Origin of the sequence: Pseudomonas sp. TWR1-1-3 (assembly GCF_049896805.1) — a bacterium.
In the GTDB taxonomy this organism is placed as follows: domain Bacteria; phylum Pseudomonadota; class Gammaproteobacteria; order Pseudomonadales; family Pseudomonadaceae; genus Aquipseudomonas; species Aquipseudomonas bubulae.
This window is the reverse complement of record NZ_JAFCUZ010000004.1, coordinates 90,818-103,576: the sequence shown is the minus strand read 5'-3', so window position 1 is coordinate 103,576 and position 12,759 is coordinate 90,818. Positions and strand designations below refer to the sequence as shown.

Annotated in this window: 13 protein-coding genes; 7 read left to right on the top strand and 6 right to left on the bottom strand. The window is 59.0% G+C overall.

What is annotated here, in order from left to right; translation table 11 throughout:
• Window positions 1–115: 115 nt before the first annotated feature.
• Window positions 116–856 carry an SDR family oxidoreductase gene (locus ACP7BE_RS16095; RefSeq protein ID WP_095019233.1) on the bottom strand — a complete coding sequence of 247 codons (741 nt, stop codon included), beginning with the start codon at window positions 854–856 and terminating at the stop codon, window positions 116–118.
• A gap of 238 nt (window positions 857–1,094) precedes the next feature.
• Between ACP7BE_RS16095 and ACP7BE_RS16090 the strand changes: the two genes are divergently transcribed.
• Window positions 1,095–1,856, top strand: a complete 762-nt coding sequence (locus ACP7BE_RS16090; protein WP_095001834.1) for a FadR/GntR family transcriptional regulator — start codon at window positions 1,095–1,097, stop codon at window positions 1,854–1,856.
• 120 nt (window positions 1,857–1,976) lie between these two features.
• Window positions 1,977–3,194, top strand: coding sequence for an EAL domain-containing response regulator (locus tag ACP7BE_RS16085; RefSeq protein ID WP_095019234.1), 1,218 nt, complete (start codon window positions 1,977–1,979; stop codon window positions 3,192–3,194).
• Here ACP7BE_RS16085 and ACP7BE_RS16080 read toward each other — a convergent pair.
• A complete protein-coding gene (locus tag ACP7BE_RS16080) occupies window positions 3,187–4,485 on the bottom strand; it encodes a histidine-type phosphatase (RefSeq protein WP_095022997.1) in 1,299 nt (432 codons plus the stop codon). The two genes, ACP7BE_RS16085 and ACP7BE_RS16080, sit on opposite strands and share 8 nt — an antisense overlap.
• Before the next feature lie 305 nt (window positions 4,486–4,790).
• On the opposite strand from ACP7BE_RS16080, the gene ACP7BE_RS16075 reads away from it, so the two are divergent.
• On the top strand, window positions 4,791–6,032 hold the full coding sequence (locus tag ACP7BE_RS16075; protein ID WP_165484567.1) for a glutamine synthetase family protein: 1,242 nt from the start codon (window positions 4,791–4,793) through the stop codon (window positions 6,030–6,032).
• A 65-nt stretch (window positions 6,033–6,097) separates the two neighbouring features.
• The gene (locus tag ACP7BE_RS16070) at window positions 6,098–7,411 is read left to right on the top strand and encodes an MFS transporter (protein WP_095001830.1); all 1,314 of its coding nucleotides are present in this window, start codon (window positions 6,098–6,100) and stop codon (window positions 7,409–7,411) included.
• Window positions 7,412–7,511: 100 nt separating this feature from the next.
• Here ACP7BE_RS16070 and ACP7BE_RS16065 read toward each other — a convergent pair whose 3' ends face one another.
• The 4 genes from ACP7BE_RS16065 to flgA form a co-directional block, all read right to left on the bottom strand.
• A complete protein-coding gene (locus ACP7BE_RS16065) occupies window positions 7,512–8,252 on the bottom strand; it encodes a flagellar brake protein (protein ID WP_169917105.1) in 741 nt (246 codons plus the stop codon).
• Window positions 8,253–8,348: 96 nt separating this feature from the next.
• Window positions 8,349–8,816, bottom strand: a complete 468-nt coding sequence (locus tag ACP7BE_RS16060) for a flagella synthesis protein FlgN (protein ID WP_095001828.1) — start codon at window positions 8,814–8,816, stop codon at window positions 8,349–8,351.
• A gap of 49 nt (window positions 8,817–8,865) precedes the next feature.
• Window positions 8,866–9,192, bottom strand: coding sequence for a flagellar biosynthesis anti-sigma factor FlgM (flgM, locus tag ACP7BE_RS16055; RefSeq protein WP_426106502.1), 327 nt, complete (start codon window positions 9,190–9,192; stop codon window positions 8,866–8,868).
• Window positions 9,193–9,343: 151 nt separating this feature from the next.
• Entirely contained in the window at window positions 9,344–10,114 is a 771-nt protein-coding gene (flgA, locus tag ACP7BE_RS16050; RefSeq protein WP_426106500.1) for a flagellar basal body P-ring formation chaperone FlgA, read from the bottom strand.
• A gap of 76 nt (window positions 10,115–10,190) precedes the next feature.
• Here flgA and ACP7BE_RS16045 point away from each other — a divergent pair, with 76 nt between their 5' ends.
• From ACP7BE_RS16045 to flgB, 3 genes are all read left to right on the top strand, one after another.
• The gene (locus ACP7BE_RS16045; RefSeq protein ID WP_095001825.1) at window positions 10,191–11,123 is read left to right on the top strand and encodes a chemotaxis protein CheV; all 933 of its coding nucleotides are present in this window, start codon (window positions 10,191–10,193) and stop codon (window positions 11,121–11,123) included.
• 45 nt (window positions 11,124–11,168) lie between these two features.
• Window positions 11,169–11,996, top strand: a complete 828-nt coding sequence (gene cheR / locus ACP7BE_RS16040; RefSeq protein ID WP_095001824.1) for a protein-glutamate O-methyltransferase CheR — start codon at window positions 11,169–11,171, stop codon at window positions 11,994–11,996.
• A 355-nt stretch (window positions 11,997–12,351) separates the two neighbouring features.
• Window positions 12,352–12,759, top strand: coding sequence for a flagellar basal body rod protein FlgB (flgB, locus tag ACP7BE_RS16035; protein WP_016782175.1), 408 nt, complete (start codon window positions 12,352–12,354; stop codon window positions 12,757–12,759).

Here is a 12,759-nt window from a genome sequence, read left to right as displayed (position 1 = left end):
AGCAGGCTTGTTGCGGGAGCGGGCTTGCTGGCGATGGCATCAGCGCGATTTGCCTGATACAGCGCAGCGATCCAATCGCGAGCAAGCCCGCTCCCACAAGGTCAAAAGCTTGCGGCTAGTTACTCCAGCCGCCATCAATGATTTGTGCCGTGCCGGTGGTAAAGCCGCTGGCACTTGAGCCCAGGTACAGCGCCAACTGGGCGATTTCCTCGGCGGTGCCAATGCGGCCCATGGGCTGGCGCGCGGCAAAGGCGGCATACACCTCGTCCACGCTGCGGCCTTCGCGCTCGGCCTGTTCGCGAATACGCTGGCGCAGGGAAGGGGAGTCGACGGTGCCGGGGCAGATGGCGTTGCAGCGGATGTTCTGGCTCACAAAGTCAGCCGCTACAGAACGGGTCAGGCCAATCACCGCGCCTTTGCTGGCGCAGTAGGCAAAACGGTTGGGCACGCCTTTGACGCTGGAGGCGACCGAGGCCATGTTGATGATCGAGCCGCCGCCGCTGCCCAGCATGCCCGGCAAAAAAGCGCGGATCATGCGGTACATGGCTGTCACGTTGAGGTCCAGGGCGAAGTTCCAGTCCTTCTCTTCGCATTCCAGGATAGTGCCGCTGTGCACCACGCCCGCGCAGTTGAACAGCACATCCAGTGGGCCCAGCTGTTTGGCCAGGCGCTCGATGGCAGCAGCATCGGTGACGTCCAGAACATGTTTGTGCGCGCCCTCAAGGGCGTCGAGGGCGCCGGCATTGATATCGGCGGCGAAGACTTCGGCACCGGCGGCGAGGTATGCCTGGACGGTGGCCTGGCCAATCCCCTGCGCAGCGGCAGTGATCAGCACACGTTTGCCGGAAAGATCCATGGGTGCTCCGTTACGATGTCATTGTTTTTATAGTTGGCCCAATGGTCAGGCCATTGGGGGCGTAGCAAATGGCAAAACGACACAAGTACAAGGATAAGGTTTGCTATGATCGCTTTACGATATCCATCCAATGGTCAGGCCATTGGGCCTTTTGTAGCATGCACCTCAAGCTTCAACAAGCGTCTTTTTCAGCTCCAAGTGCTTGTCGAATGCTGTCCAAACCAGAGCTTATTTCCTGATGCCATTTCAAGTTATTGATAACCAACGGCTTTATCGGCAAATCGCTGATCAGCTACGCGCCTTGATCGACAGCGGTGAATTTCCGCCGGGCAGCCGTTTGCCAGCCGAGCGTGAACTGGCCAAGTTGCTGGGTGTAAGTCGTGCCTCGGTACGTGAGGCGATGATTGCGCTTGAAGTGATAGGTCTGGTGGATGTACGCGTCGGTAACGGGGTACTGGTCTGTGAGCCGCCGGTGCAGGCGGTGTCAGATGAACCGGTTATGGCCCAGGCTACGCGCAACCAGTGGAAAGAACTGGACCCCGAGCTGAACCTTGAAATCGACTTCAATGCCGAAATTCCACCGTTCGCGCTGTTGCAGGCCCGTCGCCTGATTGAGCCCGAAGCGGCGGCGCTGGCGGCGATCAATGCCAGTGACGAGGAGTTGGCGGGCATCCGCGAAGCTTTTGAACGCAACGTTCAGGACAACCGCGAAGGGTCCCACACCCACCCCGGCGATCGTCTGTTCCATATCCGCATTGCCCAGGCCTCGGACAACCCGGCCTATGCCCTGATGATCCAGCATCTATTGGGCCATCGTTACGGCAGCATGTTCCAGCGCCTGCAAAACCACTACACCCCACAGGATATGACCCATCGCTCGGAAGATGAGCACCGCCGTATCCTGCTGGCGCTCGAGCAGCACGATGCGCCCGCCGCACGGCAGGCAATGGCCGAACACCTGGATGAAGTGATCCGTATATTCAGTCGCAGCGCGCGCTGACATTCAATCGCCAGTCGGGAGGGTTGGCATTAGTCCTACATTTATTGGGACTTTTCCTAGGTAAAAATCTTTCAGCATTCGAGATAATTAACCTACACCGTTTCTCGATGGTTCATCTTAATGCCTGGAAATCCCCTGCGTGTCCTGATCCTGGAAGATGACAGTTTCCAGCGTGCTGTTGCGGTAAGCATGTTTCGCTCCCTGGGTTGCCATGACGTGTTTGAGGCCAGTGACGGCAGCCAGGCGTTGACGGTTCTTCAGCAAGTGGGGCCGGTGGATATCGCCGTGTGCGATTTGCAGATGGATGGCATGGACGGCCTGGCGTTTTTGCGTCGCGTGGGCAGGACGGGGCAAGTCCGGTCGATTATTGTCAGCAGTGCGCTGTCGGCCGATTTGCGTTGTGCTGCGCATCAGCTCATTGCCCTGTTGGGGCTCGAGTTGCTTGGCGATGCCGGCAAACCGTTGTATGCCGCTGTGCTGCAACCTCTGTTACTCAAGTATCAAAGCACTATCTGCACGCTCGAACCTGTACCGGGCAGCACGCTGTCACTGGCTTGCGAGGACGAAGTACGTCAGGCTCTGGCCCTGCAGCAATTGCAGGCCTGGTATCAACCCAAGTTCAATCTGCAAACCGGCGATGTGACCGGTGTCGAAGTGCTTTGCCGTTGGCTGCACCCCGATAAGGGCGTGCTACCGCCGGCGGTATTTATCCCGGTGCTGGAGCGCTGCGGCTTGATGGACGAGTTGCTGTTTGCCCAACTCGATCAGGCGTTGAGCCTGCAAGAGCAAGCACGGACACGGGGTTATCCCTTGAACATGGCGTTCAACCTGCAAGCGTCGCAACTGGCTAACAGTCAGCTGACTTATACCCTCAAGGGGGTTCTGACCCGTCATGTCACGCCGGGCTCCAGGTTGACCTTCGAATTGACTGAAACCGGTTTGCTGCAAGCTCCGGTCGCCAGCCTGGAGAATCTGGTGCGCCTGCGCATGATGGGCTGCCGGTTATCAATTGACGATTTTGGTGCCGGTTTTTCGTCATTGCAGCGGCTGTGCCAGTTGCCATTCAACGAAATCAAGCTGGACGGTGAATTTGTGGGCAACCTGGAGCATGAACCGCGTTGCGCCGCCGTGATCGCCAGCACTCTGGCCCTGGGTAAAGCCTTGGGTATGTCGGTGGTTATTGAAGGGATTGAAACCGAGGCACAGTCCCAGCGTTTGCTGGCCATGGGCTGTGTTGAAGGGCAGGGTTACTGGTTTGCGCGGCCCATGAGCGGGCAGGACTTGCTGTGCTGGTTGCAGCAACGTGAAGCAAGCCCTGCCTTAACCACCGCTAGTTGAAGGTATAGGGCGTCAGCGCGGTGGGGTCGATGTTCTGCTCGACTTTGACCATCGCATCCTTGAGCGGGCAGAGCAGGCCTGCGCTGGTTTTGCGGCAGTCCCCGGCGCTTTGGAAATCGCTCCTGAGGGGTTTTTGCGTGGCGGTCAGTTGGGTCAGGTTACGAATCTGGTCCATTGACTGGGCCTCAAAGGCGATGCGCAAAAAGTACTCGCCGGTTTTGACTTCCTTGTAACGTTCGAACTGCAACGTACCCACGGGCGGGATGTTGTTGGCGATGTAATCTCCCTGCTTCCAGCCGAAGCCGAGCATGGTGCGCAGGTAAGAGATATTGGTGTCGTGAGCCACCAGCAGCATCAGCGGTACATCGGGCGGGCTATCCGGCGCGTCTTTCTGCTCCAGCGGGGTGCCCTGCTTGAGTTCCAGGGCAATCTGGTTCATCAGCTCGGAAGCGCCGCGGCTGGCGATATAGGGGATGTCGTTGAGGTAGTCGTACTTGGCCTTGGTCAGCACCATCAGGCTGGATACCTCGGCGGCGGTGCGGCCGTTGCCGAAGGCGACCTTGTCCAGTGGCAGGCCCTGGCTATATTCCAGACGGAACACTTCGCCCATATTGGCACCTGCGCTCAGGCCCTTGATCGCGAAACGGCCCTTGGCGTTTTGTTCCAGTGTCCAGTCCTGTTTGCCATACGGGCAATCGGTGGCAGGCAGGCAGACGACCTCCCTGAGTTTTTCTTCAAAGGGTTTGTAGCGTGCCTGTGCGGCTTCGACGCTGCCGCCCAGAGCCTTGAGGATTTCGGCTTTGGCCTTGGCCGGATCGAGCGCGGCAAAGGGCATTTCATTGGCCTGGAACAGGGCATCCTGCTTGCCGTGGACATAGCCCGGTTGCAGGCCGCAGCCGGGGAACATGCCATCGAGCAAGGCCTGGGCCGTGGCCTTGGTGCGTTGCAGGGGGCTGGCGTGTACCAGCAACTGGCTGGCATCCGGGCAGCCCCGGGGGATCAGCCCGGCGGCCCGCAGCACTTCACCACGGTAACGGCCCATTTCCACCGCGCCGGTATAGCCGTGGCCGGTCAGGTTACCGAAGGGCACCAGCCAGGTTGGCCATTTGCGCTGGGTGACCGAGGTCAGCAGCTTTTCATTGGATTCGGTAGGCGGGCGCACTCCGTGGCGGCTGACCTGCACGACTTTATCCAGCACATAGCCATCGCTGCTGGGTATCTGGGCCAAGGCTGCGGGGCTGAACAGGCTGGCCAGCAACAGGCCGGTATAAAGCGGGGGCAGCGTCTTCATCGATCTTCCTTTGGGTCTTCCTGACACAGTGGGCGAAGAGTCTAGTCGGCAAATAAGACAAACGCCGAGCTCCGTAGCAGTTGCCGAAGGAAGGTTCACTGTTTTCGCGAGATTTGTGCGGTGCTCGCTTGAAATTCCGAACAGGCAGTGCGTATTTTGTAGCCATTGCCCAGCGCGGCCTGCTTAACAACAAGGATAGTGGCATGAATAGCGATGGCCAGGGTTTGCTCGCACAGCGATTGGCGGGTATTGATGAGATTGAATGCGTCACCCCCGACCTCAATGGCGTGCCCCGTGGCAAGGTGATGACTGCTGCGGGGTTTATAGAAGGGCGGCGCTTGCAGATGGCCCGTGGCGTGCTGTTGCAATGCATCATGGGTGGCTACCCTGAGTCGCGCTTTTATGGCGGCGAGGACGGTGATCTTGCCTTGGTGCCAGACCTCACCCAGCTTCATCGCCTGCCCTGGAGCCAGCCATCCCGTGCCCTGGCCATTTGCGATGCCGATGAGCTCAGCGGTGAAAGCTCGCGGCTGTCGACCCGTGGCCAGTTGAAGGCGGTGATCGCCCGCTACGCGGCGCGGGGGCTGGCGCCGGTGGTAGCGACCGAGCTGGAGTTTTTTGTGTTTGCGCACAACCCCGATCCGGCCCAGCCGTTCCGCCCGCCCGTGGGCCTGGACGGGCGCCGTGAAGACGGATTTTCGGCGTTCAGCATCAGCTCCAACAACGGCTTGCGGCCTTTTTTCAATGAGGTGTACCTGTGCATGGCGGCACTGGGCTTGCCCCGTGACACCTTTATGCACGAGATGGGCGTCAGCCAGTTCGAGATCAACCTGCTGCACGGTGATCCGATGCTGTTGGCCGACCAGACTTTTCTGTTCAAGCACCTGCTCAAGGAAGTTGCCCTCAAGCATGGCCTTAACGTGGTGTGCATGGCCAAGCCGCTGGCGCACACGGCCGGCAGTTCGATGCATATTCACCAGAGCGTGGTCGAGGCGGCCAGCGGGCGAAACGTGTTCAGCGACGAAGCGGGGCAGCCGACAGCCACCTTCCGCCATTTTATCGGCGGGCAGCAGGCGGGCATGGCGGACTTTACCGCGTTGTTTGCGCCGAACGTAAATTCCTATCAGCGCTTGTTCCACCCCTATGCGTCGCCGAACAACGCGTGCTGGTCCCATGACAACCGGAGTGCGGGTTTACGCATTCCGGCCAGCTCACCTGCGGCGCGGCGGGTTGAAAACCGTTTGCCGGGGGCGGACGCCAACCCGTACCTGGCAATTGCCGCCAGCCTCGCGGCAGGGTTATATGGCATCGAGCGTGGGCTTGAACCGAGTGCTGCGATCCAGGGTGAGTTCCAGGTGCCCGAGGCGCTGACATTGCCCTGCACCTTGCACGCGGCACTGGCACGCCTGGCCCGTAGTGAAATGGCGATTGAACTGTTCGGCACTGAGTTCATCGAAGGTTACGTTGCGTCCAAGACGCTGGAACTGACCAGCTTCCATGACGAAATCACGCCCTGGGAACGTCGCGTTCTTGCGGCTCAGGCTTGACCGTTTAAATCTGTGGCGCCGGGCCTGTTCCCGGTGGCAGACACAAGGAGCCGTAGGGAAAGCCAATGCACCAGATCTGGAAGTCCTTTAGAGCGTTGTATTTTGCCTCGCTGATGATGTTGATCGGCTCCGGCCTGTTGAGTACTTATCTGGCGCTGCGCCTGGCAGCGGACAATGTCGACGGCCTGTGGATCGGCGCGCTGATGGCGGCCAACTATTTTGGCCTGGTGCTGGGTGGCAAGATCGGCCACCGGCTGATTGCCAGGGTCGGGCATATTCGTGCCTACGCCACGTGCGCCGGTATTGTCGGTGCGGCGGTGCTGTGCCACGGGCTGACGGACTGGCTGCCGATCTGGCTGTTGCTGCGGGTGATTGTCGGTCTGGGCATGATGTGCCAGTACATGGTCATCGAAAGCTGGCTTAACGAGCAGGCCGAGGCCAGGCAGCGCGGCGTGGTGTTCAGCCTCTACATGATCGCCTCCTATTTGGGCCTGGTGCTTGGGCAATTGATCCTGGCGGTTCACCCGCAGCTCGGTCTCGAGTTGTTGATGGTGGTGGCCTTGTGTTTTGCCTTGTGCCTGGTGCCTGTAGCCATGACCCGGCGTATTCACCCGGCGCCTTTGCACCCGGCGCCGATGGACCCGAAATTTTTTATCAAGCGTGTGCCGCAGTCGTTGATTGCGGTGATGGGCGCGGGTTTGCTGGTGGGCTCGTTTTACGGTCTGGCACCGCTCTACGCATCGCAGCAAGGGCTGTCTACCGAACTCGTCGGCTTGTATATGGGTAGCTGCATTTTTGCCGGTTTGCTGGTGCAGTGGCCGTTGGGCTGGTTGTCCGACCGTTATGACCGGCCGTTGCTGATCCGTATCTTCGCCGGCTTGCTGGCGGTGGCTGCGTTGCCATTGGCGATCTTGCCGGCGGTGCCCATGCAGGTACTGTTTATTGCCGGTTGCCTGGCGGCTTTGCTGCAATTTTGCATCTATCCGCTGGCTGTGGCCTTTGCCAACGACCATATCGAGCCGGAGCGTCGTGTGTCGCTGACGGCCATGCTGCTGGTGACTTATGGCGTGGGCGCAAGCGTGGGGCCGTTGGTGGCGGGGGTGCTGATGAAACTGTTTGGCAGCCAGATGCTCTATGGGTTTTTCAGCGTGGCGGGGTTGATCCTGGTATGGCGGATTCGCCCGAATGCGGTGACCAACCTGCACCAGGTCGATGATGCGCCGCTGCATCACGTGGCCATGCCCGACAGCATGTCCAGCTCGCCGCTGGTCGCCGCCCTTGACCCGCGGGTGGATGAGCAGGTGGTGCAGGAACAGATGGTGCAGGAACCGGTGGTGGAGGAGCAGGAGCCAGAACCGGAACCAGAGTCCAAGACATAGGCAATACCCCTGTGGGAGCGGGCTTGCTCGCGATGGCTTCAGCGCGGTTTTTCAGCCAGACCGCGCCCTGTGCATCGCAGGCAAGCCAGCGACCACTGTTTCAATAATCATCGTCTTTATCAAACTGGCGCGCCTCGCGCTGCAGTTGATAGACAAACCGCTCGACCTGGCGCTGCACCGCGCCGCTGATGTTGTGAAAGCGCATCCCGGCAAAGGTGATGTTCAGCCGCTCTTCAAAATGCAGGTAGCGCAACTCCACCGGTGTCGACATCAGGCCAAACGGCAGGTCGGCGCTGAAGCGCTCATACACCTGACCCAGTTGCATGCCCTGGCTGATATCCCCCTCAAAACGCAATTTGCAGCCGGTTGCCGAAACGTCCAGCAACTTGCCCTTGATCGGCGCCTTGAGCTTGTCACCCGCCACTTGCACATTGACCAGATTGGCCAGCCGCAGGGCCGCACGGAATGCATTGCGGCGCTGGTGGTACACCACTTCGTAGGGCATCGCGCCGCGATAACAGCGGTGCTCATGACGGTCATCAATGGTCAGCGCCGTGGTGCACTCCCAGGCGATACGCACGCCATCATGGAAGCCCTCAACCTTGAACGGCACCCCCGCTTCAAGAAAGCGCTCACCGTCACGGGGGATCATTTCGTCCAGGGCCATAGTGTTGCTCTCGCGATTAACATCCACCACATAGCTCTGGAAGCGCTGGGTGCGGTCCTGGAAAGTAATGATCAGCGGGTCATGGCTCTCTTGCAGCATCCGCAAGTTGGAGGCAATTTCCAACGGCGTGGTAAGCACCTTTGGCGGTTGCGGAGCATCTTGGGCGTCGAACACGTTTGATCAATCTCCAGACAAAATACAGCGACACGCAAAAGATGGGCATTCTGCCATCATGTTGTGTGTCTCGCTACATGCGGTGGTTGCGCGGGCTCAAGCCTGGCTGTAGGCGCGGTGCTTGTTGAGCATCGAGGTGGTGCCGCGTGCGTCATACAGAGACGGGGCTTCGCCGCCATGGAGGATGCGCAACTGGTTGGCGGTGATCGCCTGCTGGGTCTGGATCGACTGACCATTGAGCAGGTTGGCGGCCTGGCATTTCGCTAGCAGCTGGTTCAGTGCATCGCTCTGGGCGAGCAGTTGTGTTCCCACGCTGGAATGGCTGGCCAGGCTTTCGAGGCCGCTGCGGTTGGTGGCCAGGCCAAGGCTGGCGAGAATTTCGCTGCGTCTGCGGCCATGTTGCTCAAGCAAAATGATCAGCGACTGTTTGCGCGCCAGAATGTTTTCCAGCACCTGCATGTCGCGGCCTTTGAGGGCGATGGATTCGTCCTGTAACAGGCCGAGCAATTGCTCGGCAGGAGCGAGGTCATCGTTGATCAGTTGCAGTAAATTTTCGTCGTGCATGGCGGGCTCTGGGAGTTAAGCGTCCAAAAGCGCGGCACTGGCCGTTGGCCTAGCGCTGGGCTTCCATGTCAAGCAGTTTGCTGGCGATCCGGTCGCTGTCGACTTTGTAGCTGCCGTCCGCGATGGCTTGTTTAAGCTCTGCCACCCGATTTTTGTCGACTACAGGTTGGTCACGCAACGAGTCGCTGATCTTCTGCAACTGTTGAGCCTCTTGGCTGAGGTGAACAGATTCCCCGCTTGGGGCGCTGACGCCGTTTTGCTCAGGGATTATTGCCGGGGCCGCTTGCGTGGCGCTGCCGGTTTCCTGGCTGGCGTTACTGCGTGTAATGCCGGTCAGGGGCGGGGCGCTGTTGAGACGACTGAAGTCGATGACCATAACGTTAAACCTCGGGGTATTTGGACGCTTGCCATGTTTTCGGCCATACCCGGAAAAACTTTAGGCTCGATTAATCATGGCTTCACACAGAGCTGTACTGATCTGCGTCAAATGACAGTGTAGGAAAGTCGCGAGACTGATGCCAACTTTCCTATAATGCCACTTCTACTTGCCCGGGTGCTGTCACCCTGGCGCGGATAACACGCTTGGAGTTCAGGTTTTTTACCCGTATTTGCTCGCTAAGGCCACCGTCTGACAGGGCTTCGCCGGGCATCTTGACACTTAATGTGCCGCTGCGGGCGCTGATCACCACATGATCGCCCTTGCGCACGGCTGCGGCCTGCTCCAGGTGGGTGAGGGTCAGCACCTGGTCGGTGACCATGGGCCTGAGCAATTTTTGCCCCACGGCCAGCTCGGTGGCGGTCAGGTAGCCCTGGCTGATCAGGCTGACATCGCGCTCGCGCAGGGTCACGTCGGGGTAGTCGATAACCATGCCGCGCTTGAGCGGGTGATTGACGGTGACTACGTCGCGGAACAGTTTGACCTGGGCCGGCACAAAGATGGTCCACGGCGACTGCCCTTCGCAGCGTACGCGCACGATTACCCGGCCCATGGGTTGCGCCGGGCTTTCGAGGGAAGCTGTCAAATCCTTGTCGCACTGGGCCAGGCGCAGGCGCGGGTCAAGATTGTTGACCTGGATCTGATATCGACCCTCGGTCTGGCTGGTGGCCAGGTAGTCTTCAACCGTGAATTCAAGAAAGCCCTGGGTCACGCCGATAAGCTGTTCAGGCGATGTAAACGCGTCAGCCCTGCTATAAGTGCTGAGTGCAAGCAAGGTGCCCGCCGCCAGCGCGCTCAGACCACAGCGGCGCAGACTCGGCAGGAAAGGTCGGTGGCAGGATTTTGTCGTTTTTGCGTTCATGACCGATAAAAAGCAAGCCCCGTGCCGTTTTCGGAATATGCGGGTTGAAACTTGAAGTTTTTAAGAGGAGCTGAGTATGGCCGGAGTGATGGATGCGGTTAACCAGCGCACTCAACTGGTGGGGCAAAACCGCCTGGAGCTGTTGCTGTTTCGCCTGGATGGGCCACAGCTTTACGGGATCAATGTGTTCAAGGTCCGCGAGGTGCTGCAATGCCCCAAGCTGACCCTGATCCCCAAGTCCCACCCCGTGGTATGCGGTGTGGCGAGCATTCGCGGCGCGACCATACCGATTCTCGACCTGGCGATGGCCACCGGCGCGGGAGCCTTGAAGGATCAAAGTAACCCGTTTGTGATCATCACCGAGTACAACACCAAGACCCAGGGCTTTCTGGTGCGTTCAGTGGAGCGTATCGTCAATATGAACTGGGAAGACATTCATCCGCCGCCCAAGGGCACCGGTCACGACCATTACCTGACGGCCGTGACCCGCATGGACGAGCAACTGGTCGAAATCATCGACGTGGAAAAGGTGCTGGCGGAAGTCTCGCCATCGTCTGAAACCATCAGCCAGGGCGTGGTGGATGTTGAAACCCAAAGCAAGGCGCTGTCATTGCGGGTGCTGACCGTTGACGATTCGTCGGTGGCGCGCAAGCAGGTTGCCCGTTGCCTGCAATCGGTGGGTGTTGAAGTGGTGTCGTTGAACGACGGGCGCCAGGCGCTCGACTACCTGCGCAAGCTGGTGGACGAGGGCAAGAACCCGTCTGAAGAGTTTCTGATGATGATCTCGGATATCGAGATGCCGGAAATGGACGGCTACACCCTGACAGCTGAAATCCGCAACGACCCGCGGATGCAAAACTTGCACATCATTCTGCATACTTCGTTGTCCGGGGTATTCAATCAGGCGATGGTCAAAAAAGTCGGTGCCGATGACTTTTTGGCCAAGTTCCGCCCTGATGACCTGGCAACCCGGGTAGTTGACCGGATCAAAGCAGCAGACCACAGCTAGGGGCGCAGCCCTTGGCGGTCAAAACGATTTAAGAGGCAGGATCATTTGTCGACGGCTAATTTGGATTTTGAACAGTTCCGGGTATTCCTGGAAAAAGCCTGTGGCATTTTGCTGGGTGAGAACAAGCAGTACCTCGTCTCCAGCCGCCTCAACAAATTGATGGAGCAGCAGGGCATCAAGTCGTTAGGCGAGCTGATTCAACGCATCCAGGCTCAGCCGCGCAGCGGGTTGCGCGAGCAGGTGGTCGATGCCATGACCACCAACGAAACCCTGTGGTTTCGCGATACCTATCCCTTTGAAGTGCTGAAAAACAAGGTGTTGCCGGAGCAAATCAAGGCCAGCCCCGGCCAGCGCCTGCGTATCTGGTCGGCGGCCTGCTCTTCGGGGCAGGAGCCGTTCTCGCTGTCGATGGCGATTGACGAATTCGAGCGCAGCAACCTTGGGCAGCTCAAAGCCGGCGTGCAGATTTTTGCCACCGATCTGTCAGCGCAGATGCTCAACACCTGCCGCACCGGCGAATACGACAACCTGGCCATTGGCCGGGGCCTGTCACCGGAGCGCCTGCAACGTTATTTCGATCCCAAGGGACCGGGGCGTTGGGTGATCAAGGCGCCGATCAAAAACCGCGTGGAGTTTCGCCCGTTCAACCTGCTGGACAGCTACGCCAGCTTCGGCAAGTTCGACATCGTGTTTTGCCGCAACGTGCTGATCTACTTCTCGGCCGAAGTGAAAAAAGACATCCTGCTGCGCATTCACAGCACCTTGAAGCCGGGCGGGTATTTGTTTCTGGGCGCCTCTGAAGCCCTCAACGGCTTGCCGGACCACTACCAGATGGTGCAATGCAGCCCGGGGATCATTTACCAAGCCAAATAGGCTGAGAAAACCCCGTAGCAGCTGTCGAAGGAACGAGGCTGCGTTCGGCTGCGAAGCAGTCGCAAAATCAGGGGCTGCGGTGTAACAGTCAAACCCGCCTACCAGGGTTTTTACGACGACTTCGTCGCCGAACGCAGCCTCGTTCTTTCGCCAGCTGCTACGACGAATCCAAAGCAAAGCGGCAGAAAACCGGCAGTCAGCGGTCAAGCATTGCCGCTTTTTTGCCATTGCCATCTCCCACCTCCCGGCAAACCCTTGTGTTACGGGGCTGTAAAAACTGGCACGGGGTTTGCTCTATCCCTGTCATGTAAAACCTGAACCACACTCTCAGGTCAGCCCACAAAGGTTTTTCGAGATGAGCATCAGCTTCGATAAAGCGCTTGGTATCCATGAACAGGCCCTGGGCTTTCGTGCCCAGCGCGCTGAAGTACTGGCCAACAACATCGCCAACGCCGATACCCCGAACTATAAGGCTCGGGATCTGGATTTCGCCTCTGTACTCGCCGCCCAGAACGACAAAAACCAGAACGGCACGTTTGCGTTGAACAAGACCAACACCCGCCATATCGAAGCCCAGGGCCTGAGCAGCGGCGACGAGTCGCTGCTGTACCGCACGCCGATGCAGCCGTCGATCGATCAGAACACCGTGGACGCTCAGCTTGAGCAGTCGAACTATGCAGAGAATGCGGTCAACTTCCAGGCCAGCTTCACCCTGCTCAACAGCAAATTCAAAGGGCTGATGTCGGCCCTGCGCGGGGAGTGA

What these genes read in the sequence shown, in the direction of transcription:
- ACP7BE_RS16095 (WP_095019233.1), bottom strand. Translation starts at nt 856, where the DNA reads ATGGATCTTTCCGGCAAACGTGTGCTGATCACTGCCGCTGCGCAGGGG.
- ACP7BE_RS16090 (WP_095001834.1), top strand. Translation starts at nt 1,095, where the DNA reads ATGCCATTTCAAGTTATTGATAACCAACGGCTTTATCGGCAAATCGCT.
- ACP7BE_RS16085 (WP_095019234.1), top strand. Translation starts at nt 1,977, where the DNA reads ATGCCTGGAAATCCCCTGCGTGTCCTGATCCTGGAAGATGACAGTTTC.
- ACP7BE_RS16080 (WP_095022997.1), bottom strand. Translation starts at nt 4,485, where the DNA reads ATGAAGACGCTGCCCCCGCTTTATACCGGCCTGTTGCTGGCCAGCCTG.
- ACP7BE_RS16075 (WP_165484567.1), top strand. Translation starts at nt 4,791, where the DNA reads ATGACTGCTGCGGGGTTTATAGAAGGGCGGCGCTTGCAGATGGCCCGT.
- ACP7BE_RS16070 (WP_095001830.1), top strand. Translation starts at nt 6,098, where the DNA reads ATGCACCAGATCTGGAAGTCCTTTAGAGCGTTGTATTTTGCCTCGCTG.
- ACP7BE_RS16060 (WP_095001828.1), bottom strand. Translation starts at nt 8,816, where the DNA reads ATGCACGACGAAAATTTACTGCAACTGATCAACGATGACCTCGCTCCT.
- flgM (WP_426106502.1), bottom strand. Translation starts at nt 9,192, where the DNA reads ATGGTCATCGACTTCAGTCGTCTCAACAGCGCCCCGCCCCTGACCGGC.
- flgA (WP_426106500.1), bottom strand. Translation starts at nt 10,114, where the DNA reads ATGAACGCAAAAACGACAAAATCCTGCCACCGACCTTTCCTGCCGAGT.
- ACP7BE_RS16045 (WP_095001825.1), top strand. Translation starts at nt 10,191, where the DNA reads ATGGCCGGAGTGATGGATGCGGTTAACCAGCGCACTCAACTGGTGGGG.
- flgB (WP_016782175.1), top strand. Translation starts at nt 12,352, where the DNA reads ATGAGCATCAGCTTCGATAAAGCGCTTGGTATCCATGAACAGGCCCTG.